Origin of the sequence: Bacteroides zoogleoformans (assembly GCF_002998435.1) — a bacterium.
GTDB lineage: Bacteria > Bacteroidota > Bacteroidia > Bacteroidales > Bacteroidaceae > Bacteroides > Bacteroides zoogleoformans.
In genome coordinates this window covers 3,112,739-3,131,085 of sequence record NZ_CP027231.1, presented here as the reverse complement: position 1 = coordinate 3,131,085, position 18,347 = coordinate 3,112,739, and the positions used below count along the sequence as shown (strand labels likewise).

12 protein-coding genes are annotated in these 18,347 nt (G+C 52.3%); 9 read left to right on the top strand and 3 right to left on the bottom strand.

What is annotated here, in order from left to right:
- Positions 1 to 21 precede the first annotated feature (21 nt).
- The 9 genes from C4H11_RS13065 to trxB all read left to right on the top strand — a co-directional run bounded on the left by C4H11_RS13065 (position 22) and on the right by trxB (position 12,599).
- Positions 22 to 1,164 carry an imelysin family protein gene (locus tag C4H11_RS13065; protein WP_106042643.1) on the top strand — a complete coding sequence of 381 codons (1,143 nt, stop codon included), beginning with the start codon at positions 22 to 24 and terminating at the stop codon, positions 1,162 to 1,164.
- Positions 1,165 to 1,269: 105 nt separating this feature from the next.
- Positions 1,270 to 2,700 carry a di-heme oxidoredictase family protein gene (locus C4H11_RS13060; RefSeq protein WP_106043447.1) on the top strand — a complete coding sequence of 477 codons (1,431 nt, stop codon included), beginning with the start codon at positions 1,270 to 1,272 and terminating at the stop codon, positions 2,698 to 2,700.
- Positions 2,701 to 2,729: 29 nt separating this feature from the next.
- Positions 2,730 to 3,944 (top strand): porin, encoded by a 1,215-nt coding sequence (locus C4H11_RS13055; protein ID WP_106042641.1) that lies wholly within the window; start codon positions 2,730 to 2,732, stop codon positions 3,942 to 3,944.
- 26 nt (positions 3,945 to 3,970) lie between these two features.
- A complete protein-coding gene (locus C4H11_RS13050) occupies positions 3,971 to 4,690 on the top strand; it encodes a hypothetical protein (RefSeq protein WP_106043445.1) in 720 nt (239 codons plus the stop codon).
- Between the two features lie 27 nt (positions 4,691 to 4,717).
- Entirely contained in the window at positions 4,718 to 5,875 is a 1,158-nt protein-coding gene (locus tag C4H11_RS13045) for a Rid family hydrolase (protein ID WP_106042639.1), read from the top strand.
- 17 nt (positions 5,876 to 5,892) lie between these two features.
- Positions 5,893 to 7,932, top strand: coding sequence for a cytochrome c biogenesis protein CcsA (ccsA, locus tag C4H11_RS13040; RefSeq protein WP_164996548.1), 2,040 nt, complete (start codon positions 5,893 to 5,895; stop codon positions 7,930 to 7,932).
- Between the two features lie 412 nt (positions 7,933 to 8,344).
- On the top strand, positions 8,345 to 10,822 hold the full coding sequence (locus C4H11_RS13035; protein ID WP_106042637.1) for an FtsK/SpoIIIE family DNA translocase: 2,478 nt from the start codon (positions 8,345 to 8,347) through the stop codon (positions 10,820 to 10,822).
- A 61-nt stretch (positions 10,823 to 10,883) separates the two neighbouring features.
- Positions 10,884 to 11,516 carry a LolA-like putative outer membrane lipoprotein chaperone gene (locus C4H11_RS13030; protein WP_106043441.1) on the top strand — a complete coding sequence of 211 codons (633 nt, stop codon included), beginning with the start codon at positions 10,884 to 10,886 and terminating at the stop codon, positions 11,514 to 11,516.
- Between the two features lie 132 nt (positions 11,517 to 11,648).
- On the top strand, positions 11,649 to 12,599 hold the full coding sequence (gene trxB / locus C4H11_RS13025) for a thioredoxin-disulfide reductase (protein WP_106042635.1): 951 nt from the start codon (positions 11,649 to 11,651) through the stop codon (positions 12,597 to 12,599).
- Positions 12,600 to 13,470: 871 nt separating this feature from the next.
- Here the strand turns inward: trxB and C4H11_RS14560 are convergent.
- Genes C4H11_RS14560 through C4H11_RS13005 form a run of 3 tightly spaced genes read right to left on the bottom strand, consistent with a single transcriptional unit; the run spans position 13,471 to position 18,257 of the window.
- Positions 13,471 to 17,229: a DEAD/DEAH box helicase gene (locus C4H11_RS14560; RefSeq protein WP_234819837.1), complete on the bottom strand. Its 3,759-nt coding sequence runs from the start codon at positions 17,227 to 17,229 to the stop codon at positions 13,471 to 13,473.
- A complete protein-coding gene (gene tatC / locus C4H11_RS13010; protein WP_106042633.1) occupies positions 17,219 to 18,025 on the bottom strand; it encodes a twin-arginine translocase subunit TatC in 807 nt (268 codons plus the stop codon). The genes C4H11_RS14560 and tatC overlap by 11 nt, the downstream gene beginning before the upstream one ends.
- A 13-nt stretch (positions 18,026 to 18,038) precedes the next feature.
- The gene (locus C4H11_RS13005) at positions 18,039 to 18,257 is read right to left on the bottom strand and encodes a Sec-independent protein translocase subunit TatA/TatB (protein WP_106042631.1); all 219 of its coding nucleotides are present in this window, start codon (positions 18,255 to 18,257) and stop codon (positions 18,039 to 18,041) included.
- Positions 18,258 to 18,347 lie beyond the last annotated feature (90 nt).

Below are 18,347 nucleotides of genomic sequence, written 5' to 3'. Positions count from 1 at the left end.
TTATAAATACTGTTCAGAAAAATGAAAAAGAATGTTTGGCTTGTAACGTCCCTCGCTTTGGGACTGTCCTTCACAACCGTGTCTTGTGGCAGTGACGACAATGAAAGCGAATACACGAAGATTGCGAATATCGACTATTCAAGTGCGAATGCCGAAAACTGGGGCAAGTATATGGTGCAGGTAGCTCTGCGCTTGCAGCAAGATGCAAACGACTTGTACGATGACTGGAGTAAATCTTATAAAGGAGGGAAACCTTATGCCGAGTTGTTTAAGAATCCCGTTGCAGAAGGAAATACTTTCGGGAAATCGGTAGAGAACCTTATCGACGGATGTTGGGATATTGCCAATGAAGTAGGAGGCGCCAAAATCGGCGACCCGTATGATTTATACGTCGATGGAAAGACCGAGAAGGCATTGTATGCCGTGGAATCTTGGTATAGCTGGCACTCTCGCGAAGACTACCGCAATAATATTTATTCTATCCGCAATGCCTATTATGGCACTCGCAATGGAAGCATCAGCGAGAAGTCTCTTTCCAAGGCCATTGCCGCAGTCAATCCGGCTTTGGACACCGAAGTGAAGAATGCCATAACGAATGCAGCCGATAAGATTTGGGCTATTCCTGCTCCTTTCCGCAATAACATCGCAAGTGCTGAGGCACGGGAAGCGTCGAAAGCTTGTCAGGCATTGGCGGAGATTTTGAAGAACAAATTGAAACCTGCCGCCGCAAAATTGTCCGAAGAGGTCTTGAAGCCTGTCGTCACAGATTACGTAGATGTGGTGGTGTTGCCTACTTATGCCGACTTAAAGAGAGAGAACACGAAGCTTTACGAAGCTGTGGTGGCTTTCCAAAAGGCACCGTCACAAGCCGCTATGAATGCGTGCGCCGCACAATGGTTGGTGGCTCGTGAACCGTGGGAAACCAGTGAAGCATTCTTGTTCGGCCCCGTAGCCGACAGAGGACTCGACCCTAATATGGACAGCTGGCCATTGGATCAGGCAGGTATCGTTCAGGTATTGGAAAAAGCCAGCTTCGGTGACCTCGACTGGACCGGCGAATACGACGAAGATGATAAAAAGATAGCAAAGACTCAGTCTTTGCGTGGCTTCCATACATTGGAGTTCCTCATATTCAAAGATGGGAAGGCTCGAGTAATCAAGTAACTGCCTTCTCTTGAAAAAAATGAAAGTAAGGGTCGGATTTAGATAATCCTTCCTTTACTTTTGCTGTGTTTGTATCTTTTGTTTTCATAAAGTGACTAATGTATGATGATTAAAATCTTCAAATATTCATTTCTCCTTTCGGGTTTGTTGGCTTTCAGTGCCTGTGACGACGACGGCATCGAGGCGCAGGACATAGAAGTTCCCTCGGGATTTGCCTTGTCTGCCGGGACTGCAACCAATTTCCTGAGCTCCTCCATTGCTTTTGATACACCTTCCGACTGGATAACGGGTATCTATGACCACCGCTTCAACATGGGAGACAGACTGTATGACGATGTCCGCACAAGCGACAATGGCATGGGGGGAGGTTTGGGCCCGGTCTATGCGGGCTACTCCTGCGGCAGTTGCCATCGCAATGCCGGCCGCACCAAACCCACGTTATGGACGGAGGGAGGCTCGGGCAGTACCGGTTTCTCTTCCATGCTGGTTTACATCACGCGCAAGAACGGCGCTTTCTTCCAAGACTACGGACGGGTACTCCACGACCAGGCCATTTACGGCGTAAAGGCTGAAGGCAAGCTGAAAGTGGAATATACGTATGAGAAGTTCAGATTCCCCGACGGCGAAGAATATGAACTCTGTAAACCCACCTACAAGATTACCGAGTGGTATGCCGACAGCATCCGACCTGAAGACCTCTTCTGCACGGTGCGCATCCCTCTTCGTCATGTAGGCATGGGACAAATGATGGCGCTCGACCCCAAGGAAATAGAGGCGCTTGCCGCCAAGAGCAACTACCCGGAATACGGCATCAGCGGACGCTGCAACTACATCATGGAAAGGGGAGTCAGGAGCTTGGGTCTGTCGGGCAACAAGGCGCAGCATGCCGACCTCACGGTAGAACTTGGTTTCTCCAGCGATATGGGCGTGACCAACAGCCGTTATCCCGAAGAAATATGCGAAGGGCAGGCTCAGGTGAATCAAGGCAGCATGATGGGGTTGGCGTATGACCGTCTGGACGTATCGACGGAAGACATGGAAAATGTGGACATGTATCTGCAAAGCCTCAGTGTACCTGCCCGCCGCAATGTGAACGACCCGGAAGTCATCAAGGGCGAGCAGAACTTCTATAAGGCAAAATGCCACTTGTGCCATGTGACCACGCTGCACACCAAACCGCGCGGCACTACTTTGCTGAACGGAACGCAACTGCCGTGGTTAGGCAGCCAGACCATCCACCCTTATTCCGACTACCTGCTCCACGACATGGGCTCGGAGATTATGGGCGTGGGACTGAACGATAACTATGTGAGCGGCTTGGCCCGTGGAAACGAATGGCGAACCACTCCGCTGTGGGGCATCGGCCTTCAGGAAAGGGTAAACGGGCACACCTACTTCCTGCACGACGGCCGCGCCCGCAATTTTGTGGAAGCCATCATGTGGCACGGGGGCGAAGGCGAGGCCTCCAAAAATTTATTCAAGAACATGAGTAAGAAAGACCGCGACGCACTGATTGCTTTCTTGAAATCACTTTAATAACAATTTATACAAACAGAAGAGTAACAATGAAGAATTTGATAATAGGAGTTGTACTGACGATGATGATGCCATTGAGTGTCATGGCGCAACACGAAGAAGATACAGATAACGGTGTAGTATCGTTGGCGGGACGTGAAGGATTTACCATCGAAACCAAGAAGGGAGATTTCGTTTTCAAACCTTACTTGTTAGTACAGACTTCCGCCAATTTCAACTGGTATGACGATGAAGGGTTGGACAAGGCATACAACCAGGATAACGTGGCCAACTCAGGCTTCTCCATTCCTTATGCCGTGCTGGGATTCACGGGCAAGGCTTTCGGAAAGGTGGCTTTCAATCTTTCCATCAACGCGGCTGCCGGTGGCGGCGCTTTGCTTCAACAGGCATGGTTCGACGTGCAGATGAATAAGCAATTGGCTGTCCGGGTGGGAAAATTCAAGACCCCCTTTTCGCATGCCTACCTGACGACGCTGGGCGAAACGCTTCTTCCGCGCCTGCCTCTTTCGTTGACATCGCCCGTCATCCTGCCTCACTCTTTGAATGCCGTCACCCCGAACATAGGTACAGGCTTTGACTTGGGTGTGGAAATTCATGGACTGCTTGCCGACAAGTTCGGCTATGAAGCGGGCCTGTTCAATGGAACGGGAGCTTCCGTAAATACCTCTACAAAGACTTTCAGTGACGACTGGCACATCCCGTCTCTGCTCTATGCCGGACGTCTGACGTATATGCCCAAAGGTGTGATGCCTTCCACACAAGGCAATCCCAACCGCCTGCACGAAGATAAGATTCTGTTCGGCGTGTCCGGCTCTATCAATGTGGAGAGTGAAAACGAGAGTACGAACGACACACGGGTAGGTCTGGAGTTTGCCATGCTGAAGAACAAGCTTTATCTGGCTGCCGAGGCGTATTACATGAATGTAGGTTTTACAAAACGCCAGAAGATACACCGGAAATACAACTATCTGGGCGGGTATGTGCAAGGCGGTTATTTTGTCGCTCCCCGTACGCAGCTTGCTCTGCGCTATGATGTCTTCAACCGTAACGGAACGGATGATGACGGGTTCCTCAATATGCCAGCCGTAGGAATGAACTACTTCTTCAAAGGATGCAACCTGAAGTTGCAGGCCATGTATCAGTATGTGGCCCGTTGGGGGCACGACACGCAGCTCGACCGTGACAACGACAACCTCGGACTGGCTACGCACTGTGCAACCGTCATGCTTCAGTACACTTTCTGAAAATATCAGTGGAAAAGATGATGCTTATGAAGAAGAATTTTATTTTCTTTGCTGCTTATTGGATCTCCGCCGTGCTTCTTTCTTCATGCGACGAAGGCCGCATCCATGAGAAAGAAGTGGTGGTGACACCGAAAGGACGTGTGGTGAAACTGACAGGAACAATCAGCGGCATCAACAGTTGGGCATCGGGATATGATGTCGTGCTGGCCGGTTTCGAGGAAGGCGACAGCTATTCCGTTGTGTCCAAGTCTCTTTCTGCAAGTTCGGACGGAAAGGCTGTGCAGCTGGTGCTCTCCGGCGTCCCCGAGAATGTGATCTCTTTGAAACTCTGCGTCACCAACCGTTTGCGGCAGAGTGTGGTCGACTTCTACGCTTTGACCGGGGATGCGATAAAAACAGTCTCCGATACGATTCGGATGGATGTGGGAACAATGAACGTGGGCATGTATGCAGCCGTACAGAAAGTGTTCAACGCCCGGTGCATCGCATGTCACGGTGTCAGCACTTCTGCCGCCCGAGGATTGTTTCTGACGGAGGGAAAAAGTTATGCAGGATTGGTGAATGTGCCTTCTGCCATAGATGGTGGCATATTGCGCGTGAAACCCGGAAGGGCCGAAGAGAGTTTCCTGCACATGGTGCTGAACGAAGAAGGACATGATGCTCACGGTCATCTGGACATATTGTCGGGAGAGCCGGAGAAGCTGACCCTGATTGATGTGTGGATAAACAATGGCGCCAAGGAGTAGTTTAAGGTTATTAATTTTCAATCGATTATGAACAATAGCGAGAAACGACAGATCTGTCAATCAGAGAATTCCTTGACCGAAATCTTCAGGTATGAGATGGAGGGCGGAGTATCGGAATATCACGTGATGATTCATGCCACCCGCCGGGACGACACCTACGAGGAACAGCTGAAAGCCGTGACCGACGCTTATCATCGGCTGCGCGAGGACAAGTTGCACGGTGCAGTCGCCGTCTTTAAGCGATACTTCCTGAGCGACGCCGCCAATCAGGCGGACGTGTTGCTGGCACTCACGGCAGAAAGCTCGGACTGTGCACTGTCCGTTGTGGAACAACCGCCGCTGGATGGTACGAAGATTGCTCTTTGGGCTTATCTGCTGACCGATGTCCGCACACAGGTGCTTCACAACGGATTATTCGAGGCAAGGCATGGAGCCTATCGGCATCTTTGGGGGGGAAGTGCTTTCAACCGTGCCGCCAACTCGGAGTATCAGACCCGCTTATTGCTGAACGAATATGTGATGCAACTCATGGATCAAGGCTGCAAGCTGGCCGACAACTGCATACGTACATGGTTCTTTGTGCAGAACGTGGATGTCAACTATGCCGGTGTGGTGAAGGCGCGCAACGAGGTATTCGTCACACAGAATCTGACGGAAAAGACACACTACATCGCCAGTACGGGCATCGGTGGCCGTCATGCCGACCCCAAAGTGACCGTGCAGATGGACACATACGCCGTAGACGGCCTGAAGCCGGGACAGATTCGCTTCTTGTACGCACCCACGCATCTGAACCCCACATACGAGTATGGTGTCAGCTTCGAGCGCGGCACGTATGTGGATTATGGCGACCGCCGCCATGTGTTTATCTCCGGCACTGCAAGCATCAATAATAAAGGAGAGGTGGTGCACCCCGGCAACATACGCAAGCAGACCGAGCGTATGTGGGAGAATGTGGAGACGCTGCTGAAGGAAGCCGACTGCACTTTCGACGATTTGGGGCAGATAATCGTGTACTTGCGCGATATAGCCGACTATACGGTGGTCAAACAGATGTATGACAATCGCTTTCCCACTGTTCCGATGGTATTCGTACATGCTCCGGTCTGCCGGCCGGGCTGGTTGATAGAAATGGAATGTATGGGCGTCAAAGCTCTCGAGAATAAGGAGTTTGCTCCTTATTGAACGGTAACGTGCAGCCAATGAACAATAAGTTGAAGAAGATTCTCGCAACTCTATACGCCTGCATAGTGGTCGTGCTTGGTGTGACCACTTTTGTGGAGCAAAGCCACGGGACTGATTTTGTGGGAAAATACATATATCATACCGGCGGGTTTTGTTCTCTCTGGGGGGCACTTGCCGCAGGGGCGGTTGTCACGTTTTTCCGGCAGCGGTTGTGGTTGCGTCTTCCCGTATTGCTGCTGCACGCCTCTTTCATCGTGATTCTGGCGGGAGCCATGACTACATTTCTTTCCGCAAAGAAAGGCTACATGCATCTCACAGTGGGCAATGAGGCAAACAGCTATGTGGAACAGGACAGCGGGCTGCCGGTCGAGTTGCCGTTCACCTTGCGTTTAGACAGCTTCCGGATTGAATATTATCCCGGCACAGATGCTCCGGCCGACTACATCAGTTACATCCACGACGCCCCGCCGGTCTCCATGAACCGCATCTTTTCTCGTGCCGGCTTTCGCTTCTACCAGTCTTCGTTCGACGAAGACATGCAGGGCAGCTGGTTGGCGGTGAACTATGACCCATGGGGGATAAGCCTGACCTATTCAGGATATATATTACTGGGAGTCTCCATGCTTTGGCTGCTTTTCAGTCGCAAGAGCGAGTTTCGCCGGCTGCTCCGGCATCCGCTGTTGAAGAAAGGAGGGCTGTTCGTCTGTCTGTCATTCTGTTTGGCAGGAGCGGTGCAGGCACAGAAAAGGAGTCTTCCGGCATTGTCGCGCACCCGGGCCGACAGCCTTGCCTCCCGGCAAGTGATTTATCACGATCGCGTGGTACCTTTCAATACGCTGGCGCGCGATTTCCTGCTGAAGCTCACCGGCAAATCCACTTACGGCGGCTTGACGCCCGAGCAGGTAATCGGCGGATGGCTTCTGCGTCCGGAAGTCTGGAAAAACGAACCGATGATTTATATCAAGAATGCCGAGCTCCGCCGCTTGCTTCACCTCACGTCGCCCTATGCACGCCTTGTCGATTTGTTCGACGGACAGAACTATCGCCTGCAAGAGTTACAGGAAGAAAAACGGGACTATCGCCGGTCGATGACATCTTTGGAAAAAGCGGTGATAGAAGCGGATGAAAAGGTGGGGGTGATACTGATGCTCCAGAACGGCACGCTGATTCGTCCCCTGCCCGGAGACGGGAGTGTGCAGCCGATTTCAGATACTCGCATACGCGCCGAGTTGCTCTACAACCGTATCCCTTTCAGCAAACTGCTTTTCATGTTTAATCTGGCGGTCGGGCTGCTGGCGTTCTTCTATCTGCTCTATTGCGGTCTGCGTCGTTCTCCGGCCGGCGGGCAAGCCCCCCTTTCGCATCCTATACATCTCTTTCTCTCCACGGCCCTTTATGGAGCCTTTCTCTTTCAGCTCTTCGGATATGGCTTGCGGTGGTATATCGGCGGGCGCATACCCTTGAGCAACGGCTACGAGACCATGCAGTTCATGGCCCTGTGTACGTTGTTTCTGGCTTGTCTGTTTCGCCGGCGTTTTCCGTTCACATTGCCTTTCGGCTTTCTGCTGTCGGGCTTTGCCCTGCTTGTTTCGCACTTAGGGCAGATGAATCCGCAGATAACTCCGCTGATGCCCGTGCTTGTTTCGCCTTGGCTCAGCATGCACGTGTCGTCGATAATGATGTCCTATGCCCTGTTTGCTTTTATGATGTTGAACGGAGTGCTGGCATTCTGTCTCCGCAGTGCTGCCGTGAGGCTGATGCTGCTCAGTCGCCTGTTGCTCTACCCGGCTGTTTTCTTTCTCGGCGCCGGCATCTTTCTCGGCGCCGTTTGGGCAAACGTATCGTGGGGACGCTATTGGGCATGGGATCCGAAAGAGGTTTGGGCACTGATTACATTCATGGTCTATGGAGCCGCTTTCCATGCGCGCAGCCTGCGCCTCTTTAGACGGCCCCTCTTCTTTCATGCCTGCATGATTGCTTTTTTCCTCACGGTTCTGATGACCTATTTCGGAGTGAATTACGTCTTAGGCGGCATGCACAGCTATGCCAATTCCTGATTTTCAAGCGTTCTTACCTAATTATAATGACTGCATTCTTCCATTATACCTAATTTAAGGGATTGCACACTATCTGCCGGCGCCGTATCTTTGCAACATCAGATTTGAATGAATTAGTTAGTCATAATTACGTAACCACTTTTATGAGAATAAAAGGATCCCCGCTTCCCGATGTGATATCGCGAAGCGGGGATTTTATTATGGCATCTTCCCTGCGACACGAGAAATGACCGTTTTCCCAATGCCGTGCCAGCACTCTTTATATGGGAGAGCCGATGTAGTTTCTCCATCGTTTCCTGCCATGAATCAGTGGCGGATAAGGAAGAATTAAAGAATGAAACAGCAGATTGGAAAATAGTTTTTACTACATTTGCAATCTATTCTGATGTGATAAACATTTAATATAAGAAACATGGCAAGAAAAAATTCAACGGTCAAAGATACAGAGCTGTCGCCTTCGTTTTTCAGAAAAGTGGCGGCCATATTAAAAAATGAGACAATGCATTTCGTAATAGGCTTGATGCTTGTCATCTTCTCTGTTTATTTATTGCTTGCTTTCTCGTCGTTCTTCTTTACGGGAGCAGCCGACCAAAGCATCCTCGACGGAGGCAATGCACAGGAGCTGGCCTCTACCCATAATGGGGTGAAGAACTATGCGGGTTCTCGCGGAGCACAGTTGGCAAGCTATCTCATCAACGATTGTTTCGGCATTTCTTCTTTCTTCATCCTTGTCTTTCTGGCGGTAACCGGACTGAAGCTGATGAAAGTACGTGCGGTACGCCTGTGGAAGTGGTTTATCGGCTGTTCGCTCCTGCTGATTTGGTTCTCCGTCTTTTTCGGTTTCGTTTTTGTGGACCAATACAAGGACTCTTTCCTCTATCTGGGCGGAATGCATGGATACAATGTAAGTAATTGGCTGACATCGCAAGTGGGAGTGCCGGGTGTATGGATGCTATTATTGGTGACAGCCATCTGTTTTCTTATCTATCTGAGTGCCAAAACCATTATTTGGTTGCGCAAACTGCTTTCTCTTAGCTTCTTGAAGCGCAAGCAGAAGGCGGAAAGTCTGCCGGGCGAAACTCCGGAAGAATTTAAGACGTCTTGGGGAGTGGAAGAAGAAAAGTCCGTTGCGGAAGCCGCGACCGTAAGAGAGGAAAAGACGATTCAGCCCGAAGAGGAGGATGACCCCCAGGATGAAATTACCCTTGACTTAGGAGGCACTGACGCGAAAGACAAAACTTTTCCGACAAAAGACGCAGATATCCCTATGACTATCGAGACTCCTGAGCCGGAACTTTCTCTGCGGGAACATCCGGAAGAAAAAGAACCGGCATTCCAAGTGGGAACAACGGAAGAGGAAGAATATGTAGGGAAAGAGACAGAGCCCTACAACCCTTGCCTGGATTTGGAGAACTACCATTACCCGACGATAGACCTCATGAAACATTATGACGACAACGGGCCCACAATCGATATGGTAGAACAGAACGCCAACAAGGATAAGATTATCAACACCTTGCGCAGCTTCGGCATAGAAATCAGCACCATCAAGGCTACGGTGGGGCCTACCGTGACGCTTTATGAAATCACCCCCGAACAAGGCGTGCGTATTGCCAAAATCCGAGGACTGGAAGACGATATCGCCCTCAGCCTCTCCGCATTGGGCATCCGCATCATAGCCCCTATACCGGGCAAGGGAACCATCGGTATCGAAGTACCTAACTCCAACCCGAAAATCGTTTCCGGTCAAAGCATCATAGGCAGTAAGAAATTTCAGGAGGCTACCTATGACTTGCCCATTGCACTTGGCAAGACCATTACGAACGAGGTCTTTATGGTAGATTTGTGCAAGATGCCTCACGTGCTTGTGGCAGGCGCCACCGGTCAGGGTAAGTCTGTGGGGCTGAATGCCATCATCACCTCCTTGTTATACAAGAAGCATCCGGCGCAACTGAAGTTTGTGTTGGTAGACCCCAAAAAAGTGGAGTTCAGCATTTATTCCGTCATCGAGCATCATTTCCTTGCCAAATTGCCGGATGGAGAAGATGCCATCATCACGGATGTGACGAAAGTGGTGCAAACCCTGAACTCCATTTGTGTGGAAATGGACACCCGTTACGATTTGCTGAAAGCCGCCCATGTGCGTAACATCAAAGAGTATAATGAGAAGTTCATCAACCGTCGCCTGAATCCCGAGAAGGGGCATAAGTTCATGCCCTACATCGTGGTGGTCATCGACGAGTTTGGCGACCTGATCATGACGGCCGGCAAGGATGTGGAACTGCCCATTGCCCGTATCGCCCAGTTGGCGCGTGCCGTGGGTATCCACATGATAATCGCTACGCAAAGGCCTACCACCAACATCATTACGGGTACGATCAAAGCCAACTTCCCGGCCCGTATAGCGTTCCGTGTGTCGGCAATGGTCGATTCGCGCACCATCCTCGACCGTCCGGGAGCCAATCAGCTGATAGGACGAGGCGATATGCTGTTCCTGCAAGGTGCCAATCCGGTGCGTGTGCAGTGCGCTTTCATCGATACCCCCGAAGTGGCGGAAATAACCAATTTCATTGCCCGTCAGCAAGGATACCCCACCGCCTTCTACCTGCCGGAATACGTTGACGAGAATGCCGGCGGCGACTTGGGAGATGTCGATATGGGGCGCCTGGACCCCTTGTTCGAAGACGCTGCCCGTCTGGTGGTCATCCATCAACAAGGCTCCACCTCGCTTATCCAGCGGAAATTCTCCATCGGCTATAACCGTGCCGGACGCATCATGGACCAGCTGGAGAAAGCCGGAATAGTAGGGGCGGCACAAGGCAGCAAACCTCGCGACGTACTCTGTATAGACGAGAATGACTTGGAAATGCGCCTGAACAATTTGCAATAAATCGTGTTTTAATTAGAACGCGGATAGGGAATACATCCTTGTTCGGCAAAAATGAATGGAAATGTTGAAAATCAATCGCCTTTTGTTCTGTATATGGATGTCCGCCGTCGCTTTGCCCATCGTGGCGCAGCAGCCGGATGCCAAAGAAGTGCTCGACCGTGTCGCCGAGACATTCAGAAAATCAGGAGGAGTTAAAATCTCTTTTACGGTGAGGGCCCCCGAAGGCTCCTCTGCCGGCACCATTCGTCTGAAGGGAGACAAATTCCTCTTAGAGGCAGATGGAGCAAAGACCTGGTTCGACGGGCATACGCAATGGAGCTACCTTTCCGCTTCAGATGAAGTAAATGTGTCCGAACCCACACCCGAAGAATTGCAAAGCATCAATCCATACGCCCTCTTATCGCTTTACGAACAAGGATATAGATTGAAAATGGGTGATACGGACACCCCCCGGCTCAAATCGCTTTATAAAATAGTGCTGACCGCCACGGAACGGAAGAAGAACCCGCAGTGCATCATCCTCTATGTGACGAAAGACACATATCGGCCCACACACATCAGCATGGCGCAGCGACAAGGAGACGCGACAGTCATCATCATCCATTCTTATCAGACCGGACAGACATATCCCGACAGCCTTTTCGTTTTTGACAAAAAGGCATATCCGACAGCCGAACTGATTGACTTGCGATGAGAAAGCTCACGGCTGCCCGGAGAGACTTTCGTTCCATTCCTTCAGCTGGTGAACTGATTGACTTGCGATGAGAAAGCTCACGGCTGCCGTTTCGCGGACGTTAAAAAGAATACATAACAAAAAAAGACAATAATCATGGAAACAGAAAAAGTAAAATGTTTGATTATCGGTTCCGGACCTGCCGGCTATACGGCCGCTATATACGCAGGCCGAGCCAACCTTTCGCCCGTGCTCTACGCCGGATTGCAACCCGGCGGCCAGTTGACCACAACCACCGAGGTGGAAAACTTCCCGGGCTATCCGCAAGGGATAGGAGGCCCTGAACTGATGGAAGATTTGCGGAAGCAGGCCGAACGTTTCGGCGCAGATTTGCGGTATGGCGTAGCTACCGCCGCCGACCTGAGCAAAGCCCCTTATAAGATTACGATAGACGAAGAAAAGACCATAGAAACAGAGACACTGATTATTTCTACCGGCGCCGCGGCAAAGTATCTGGGATTGGAAGACGAAAAGAAATACGCCGGCATGGGAGTCAGCGCATGCGCCACTTGCGACGGTTTCTTTTATCGCAAGAAGACCGTGGCCGTTGTGGGAGGCGGAGATACCGCCTGCGAAGAAGCGGTATACCTTGCCGGGCTGGCCTCCAAAGTCTACCTGATAGTACGCAAGCCCTACCTTCGCGCCTCCAAGATTATGCAAGAGCGCGTGATGCAACATGAAAAAATAGAAGTGCTGTTCGAGCATAACGCAGTGGGACTGTATGGCGAAAACGGTGTGGAAGGCGTGCACTTGGTGCAGCGCATGGGCCGGCCGGACGAGAAACGCTACGATGTGCCCATCGACGGTTTCTTCCTTGCCATAGGACATAAACCAAACTCGGATATATTCAAGCCCTATTTGGAGACGGATGAAGTAGGCTATATCGTCACCGAGGCGGGAACCCCACGCACCAAAGTGCCGGGAGTATTTGCCGCCGGAGACGTGGCCGACCCCCATTATCGTCAGGCCATTACGGCCGCCGGCACCGGCTGTCAGGCCGCAATCGAAGCGGAAAGATACCTTTCGGCCCGCGGGCTTCTCTGATTACAGGTTTCCGTACATTTGTCCGGTTCCCTTCGTCACACAGCCCGCCACGCCACCTTTGAAAGGCAGACCAACTTCTCGAAAAAAACACTCCCGGGAGGAAGCTGAAACAACACCCAAGCAGCTTCCGACAGTAAAGCCCCCTGTAAGCATTACGATTGTTTTACAGGGGGCTTTACCGTCAGATAAAAAAAAGGGAAGTCTCACGACTTCCACAATTTTTCTAACCTTAAATCTAAATCTCTATGAAAAAACGTGTCGCAAAGATAGCGTTTCACCGCATACGATACTGCCGGGAAGCTCTATAAAGAAAACAAATAAGCATAATATATATTAAAAGTTCCGTTCTACGGCCTCAATTCTTGTCGTCGCCCCGGTGAAAAGTTTATCGTCTAACGGGAGAAAAGTTTATCTTCGCCTTGGTGAAAAGTTTGTCGTCGCCGGGGAGAAATCTCTAAACGCAGTGCGCGAACGCATAAACGCAATGCGCGGATATACAAACGCAGTGTGCGGATATATAAACGCAGTGTGCAAACAAAGGTCTTCCCCTAATCTGCCGATAGTTTTTGCACGGGAGTCGCCAAGTTTTTGCACGGAAGTCACCAAGTTTTTGCACGAGAGGCACCAAGTTTTTGCACGAGAGGCACCAAGTTTTTGCACGGGAGTCGCCAAGCTTTTGCACGGGTGTCACCAAGTTTTTGCACGGAAGTCACCAAGTTTTTGTACGGAAGTCACCAAGTTTATGCCCGAGAGGCACCAAGTTTTTGCACGGGAGACACCGGTTTTTTGCACGGGAGTCGCCAGGTTTTCTCCCAAGCGACGCAGACTTTACACAGGCATGGGGCAAAGCCCCTCCCCTATCCTCCCGGACTTATTCATACCCCACTGCCTCCAGCAGCTTGGCATAGACGGGGTTCAGCTTCAGCAGCGGCACCACACCCGTGATGAACATCTGCTTGCGGGCACGGGTAAGGGCCACATTCAGTTTCCGGTCAATCGGGACGCCGTTCTCTTCCGTCATATTGGCCAGAAATCTCAGCTGGTAAGCGCGATTCACGCAGAAAGAGTAGATAATCACATCCCGTTCGCTGCCCTGAAAGCGTTCTACCGTATCTACAAGGATGTCATTCAGAGAAGGGATGCCCATGGCGGCCAGTTCTTTCTTTATCAGGGCTATCTGACTGCGATAAGGGGTGATGACGCCCAGAGTGGCGGAGGCGTCGAAGCCCGAGGAGGAGGCATATTGACGATGGACGGCTGCCGCCAGACGGGCCACAATCCGCGCCTCCGAATGATTGACTTTGGCAGACTGCCCCGACGACTCCGCCTCGGAAGGCAAGAAGGCCACACGGCGGGTGAGCAACGGGGCAAACTCGTTGCCGCACAGTTCGGGCGAAAGAGCAAGCTTGCCTTGCTGATGGGGCAAACCGACGGGTTGCAACAAACCGCCGTAGAAGGCGCGGTTGGGAAAGGCCGCCACCTCCACGTTCATGCGCCCCTGACGGCACAACATGTCGAAATGAGGAGCACCGCCCGAAGAACGGGCAAGAGACGGGGAACCGACTCCCGGAGAAAGCGGGGCGGCATCGGAAGATTGGAGCAGGTTGCGATAAAGGCGTTCGAAAAGAGAATCTTTCAGGTTGTACAAGCCGATGGCCCGTAAGGCCTCATCGCGCACTTCCGACTGCACGGACGGCTGCAACACCACGGCCGGCAGCTGTTTATGGTCGCCTATCATGATGAACTTGCCTATGGCATCCTCGCCGGCAGGAGTACGGGCACACAACAGTCCCAGAAGTTGCGGTTCCAAGATTTGGGTCGCCTCGTCCACGATGGCCACATCGAACGTTTTCAACCGAAAAAGGTCGGTCTTGACAGAGAGTGTGGCAACCGTGCCCACAAAGACGTGACAGCCGGCAATGCGTTCCCGCACTTGCCGACGGGTGACGCAGGTTTCGAGCACATTCTCCATCAGATGGGGGCGGAACGCCTCGGCGCAAGAGAATTCGCTGCCGATGCGGATAAAGTCTATCGCCGGCACGATGGCAGACAAGGCCTTGCTTATTTCATCGACGGCACGGTTGGTGTACGAAAGCAACAAAATCTGCTTGCCCTCTTTGTAAAAGGCCTCTACCATGCCACGCAGCGCACGAGAGGTTTTCCCGGTGCCCGGAGGTCCCACCAGCAGAAAATAATCGCGGGCGGCACGGGCTTTCAATATAATCCGTGAAAAATCATCCGGCGCCGCCGCAATTTCCGCGCTAAAAGAGGAGTCGAATTCCGGCGTACGCTGCCCCAGCAGCAGGTCGCGCCTTCTCCGCGTCGCGGAAAGGAAGGAGGAAAGTCCCAGATACATGCTCCGCGACGAGGTGTCCATGTGGTCGTGCTCGATGGCGTAGCGGCTGTCGGCAGGCAGCACGCCCGCATTCTGCTGGGTGACCCGAAGACGGATGCGCACTTCATCATCGGCAATATACTCTATATTACCTTTAAACACCATCTTATTGGCCACGTTGTCGGTATCCGCATTCCGTTCGTAAAGCACCACCGCGTCGCCTTGCCTGAAATTGGGAAGCACCGGTGCCGACAGTACAGAAAATCCGTCCCGCTCTGTCCCGCTCGTCGCCTCCGGAGAAGGCTCGGGAGTGACGGCCGGCATGGGGCCGTCATTTCCGCCAACGCCGGGACTTGCCGCCGGAGAAGACGCGGGAGTGACGGCCAGCATGGGGCCGTCATCTCCGCCAACGCCGGGACTTGCCGCCGAAGAAGGCTCGGGAGTGACGGACGGCATGAGGCTGTCATCTCTGCCAACGCCAAGCCTTGCCGCCGGAGAAGACGCGGGAGCGACGGCCGGCATGAGGCCGTCATCTCCGCCAACGCCGGGACTTGCCGCCGGAGAATATGCGGGAGTGACGGACGGCAGTGACAGTGACAAATAAGGCTTGTGAGGAGCTGCCGCATGGTTTTCCCGAATCAGCAAATCAAACAGAATCTCTCCGGCTTCGCTTTTCTCTGCCAGCGTGGAAAGCCAAAGCGAGGCAGCGCCCGTACGTCCTTCATAGTCGATATCGCCCGACTTGGACGTATAGAGTTCTTTGGTGATGAAATTATAGAGGGCATAGAAATAGCTTTGTTCCAAAGGGGAAAGCGAACGGATTTGCCGTGCCACGGCATCGATGGAGGGAGAGAGGAAACGTTTCCAGAGCGCATTGTCCAGACGGCGCTCGTTCAAGGTGTCGGGATTGATATCCTTCAAGCGTTCGGCCGTGTAGTGCGGGCTGTTATGCAACTGAATGGCGTATTCGGCGGCCACAATCCGGTTGCGCACATCCATCACGCGCCGCAGCATGGCCCACGACGGGCGTGCCGGATAGAGCAACGGATAGCGGGTATAGAACAGATAGGCTTTCACCTGCCTGTGATTCATCCCCATGGCATATTCCAGCACGGCTTGATAAAGCAACATCTGCACTCTGTTGTTCTCTTTGGGTTCTATCTTGCCGCGGATGGCATATTCGTCCGCCTTGCCCGATTTCATTTCTATAAAAGACGACATGTCGCGCTGCATGTAGTCCAGCCGTCCCTGCAAGCCCAGCGCCTCGCAGATATACGAAGGTTCCAGCACCGCATCCGTCCGGTCCAACTCATAGCCCGGCGCGCGGAAGGTTTCCGTCACGGTTCGGCGGATATTCTCAAAATGCCGCTTGCAGTCGGCAAAGAATTCGGCTTCTTTTTCCTTGTCGTTCAAGTCGGCACAGGCAGCCAGTTCGATGGGATAGGTGCGGAAGGCTTTCTTCATACATGCCTGATAGTCGGGCGTCTCTTTGGCATGAATCCATTCGTCCAGAAAAAGGTTGGCAATGTTACCCAGCAGGAGCGGACGGGCGTTATCCGGCGATTGCAGGCGCGCCAGCAGATAGTTGGCGGGATGATGGCCATACTCCCTGAAGCATTCGGCCAGGGAACTGATGTCTATCAGATAATCGGGCTCCAATATGATAAACGAAGGGGTCAGTATGCCGTTCTCGTCCACTGCCACATCCAGCAGGTTGAGCTGCGCATGCCTCCACAAAAGCCGGCAGGTTTCGGCAAACTCTTCGTTGATTCCGGGCAGGTTGCGGCGAACGCGCAGCGGCTCATCCGTCACACTGTCTGCCGGCAATACATACAGATAAGCCTCGTCCGAATACTGAAAACAGACGCGCATACGCTTCACCCGTTGCTTGGCCGGGGGCTCCACACGATAGGTCGCATCTGCCCGAGGCAACAGACGATACAGTCCGGCGGGGATGTCTTCGCCCGTCAGCCGTTTGATGAAGAAAGCCAATGTTTTGGCATCGCGCAGCAATGATTCCCGTTGAGGGACAAGCCGGCGATTCATCACCGCATTCGAAGTCAACCGGAACGTATGGAGGCGGTTCTGCTCCGCGACGGTAAGCCCCGCTTTCGATGCCACGAAGTTGATGCGGGCCGAAAGGTCGGTCATCTGGAGGCTGCCATCTTCCATCTGCGTGCGACACAAATGCTCCAGCAACTCCCGCATGCGCCGATAGCAGAGATGCAGAGGAAGCGTTTCTTCCCTACACACGGCCAGCAGCAGTTCATAATGCTCTCTTACCTCATTCTTCATGAGCGCAAGGTTCTTTTTTGTCTTTTATCATCAGGATACTCAGTTCATAGAGCAGGTAGAGCGGGATGGCCACCACGGACAAGGTGAAGGGATCGCCCGTGGGAGTGATGACGGCCGCCGCAATCACAATGATGACAACGGCATGCCGGCGGTATTTCCGCAAAAACGTCTTGTGCACCAACCCCAGCAGAGAAAGCAGCCACGTCAGCAACGGCAATTCAAACGCCAGCCCCATGCAAAGCACCAGCATCATGAAGTTATCGATATACGAATTTAAGGATATCTGATTCTCGATGGCCGCGCTCAACTGATAGGTGGAGAGGAAACGCAAAGTCAGCGGATAGACCATGAAATAGCCCAGCAGCACACCGACAAAGAACATCACCGTGCCGATGAACAACGCCTTTTTCACCCCCCTGCGCTCGTTGGGATAAAGGGCGGGGCTGACAAAGCGCCATATTTCATAGAAAAGATAAGGAGCGGCCGTCACCACCGACATCCAGAAGGCGGTAGACATGTGCACAAAGAACGGTGCGGCAAGATTGATGTTGATGAGCTTCACGTGAAACTCCTGCGTGAAGAATTCATCCCGCAAGTTCAACGCTCCCCCTATACGGCGCAACAAGTCGTAGAAGACAAAATCGCTGTGGCAAGGGGCCAGTATCACCTTATCGAACAGATAGGGCATGAAAATGAAGTAAACCACCGCCAATACGAACCATACGCCGAGCACACGGAACAGCACACGGCGCAGCTCGTCCAGATGATCCCAAAACGTCAGTTCTTTTTCCGCCATGTAGATGTACAGATTACTTTTTCTCCTCCGCCGGTTTGTCCAAATCTTCCTTGGCCTTATTGATTTCCTCTTTCGCCTCGTTCACACCGTCCTTGAAGCTTTTCACTCCTTTGCCCAGGCCGCGCATCAGTTCCGGAATCTTTTTGCCGCCAAAGAGCAGCAGAATGACCAACGCGATGATAATCCACTCGGAGCCGCTGGGCAGAAGGCCCAATAAAAGAAAGTTCGTCATAACTGTATTGATTTTAATTTGATGCAAAGATAAAATTTAATATGGTTTTCGGCAACAAACGTCCTCCCGATGTTCCTTCGAAACGGTTTC

Bases quoted from the DNA above. Each gene is read 5' to 3' on its own strand.
- C4H11_RS13065 (WP_106042643.1), top strand. From the start codon at position 22: ATGAAAAAGAATGTTTGGCTTGTAACGTCCCTCGCTTTGGGACTGTCC.
- C4H11_RS13060 (WP_106043447.1), top strand. From the start codon at position 1,270: ATGATTAAAATCTTCAAATATTCATTTCTCCTTTCGGGTTTGTTGGCT.
- C4H11_RS13055 (WP_106042641.1), top strand. From the start codon at position 2,730: ATGAAGAATTTGATAATAGGAGTTGTACTGACGATGATGATGCCATTG.
- C4H11_RS13050 (WP_106043445.1), top strand. From the start codon at position 3,971: ATGAAGAAGAATTTTATTTTCTTTGCTGCTTATTGGATCTCCGCCGTG.
- C4H11_RS13045 (WP_106042639.1), top strand. From the start codon at position 4,718: ATGAACAATAGCGAGAAACGACAGATCTGTCAATCAGAGAATTCCTTG.
- ccsA (WP_164996548.1), top strand. From the start codon at position 5,893: ATGAACAATAAGTTGAAGAAGATTCTCGCAACTCTATACGCCTGCATA.
- C4H11_RS13035 (WP_106042637.1), top strand. From the start codon at position 8,345: ATGGCAAGAAAAAATTCAACGGTCAAAGATACAGAGCTGTCGCCTTCG.
- C4H11_RS13030 (WP_106043441.1), top strand. From the start codon at position 10,884: ATGTTGAAAATCAATCGCCTTTTGTTCTGTATATGGATGTCCGCCGTC.
- C4H11_RS14560 (WP_234819837.1), bottom strand. From the start codon at position 17,229: ATGAAGAATGAGGTAAGAGAGCATTATGAACTGCTGCTGGCCGTGTGT.
- tatC (WP_106042633.1), bottom strand. From the start codon at position 18,025: ATGGCGGAAAAAGAACTGACGTTTTGGGATCATCTGGACGAGCTGCGC.
- C4H11_RS13005 (WP_106042631.1), bottom strand. From the start codon at position 18,257: ATGACGAACTTTCTTTTATTGGGCCTTCTGCCCAGCGGCTCCGAGTGG.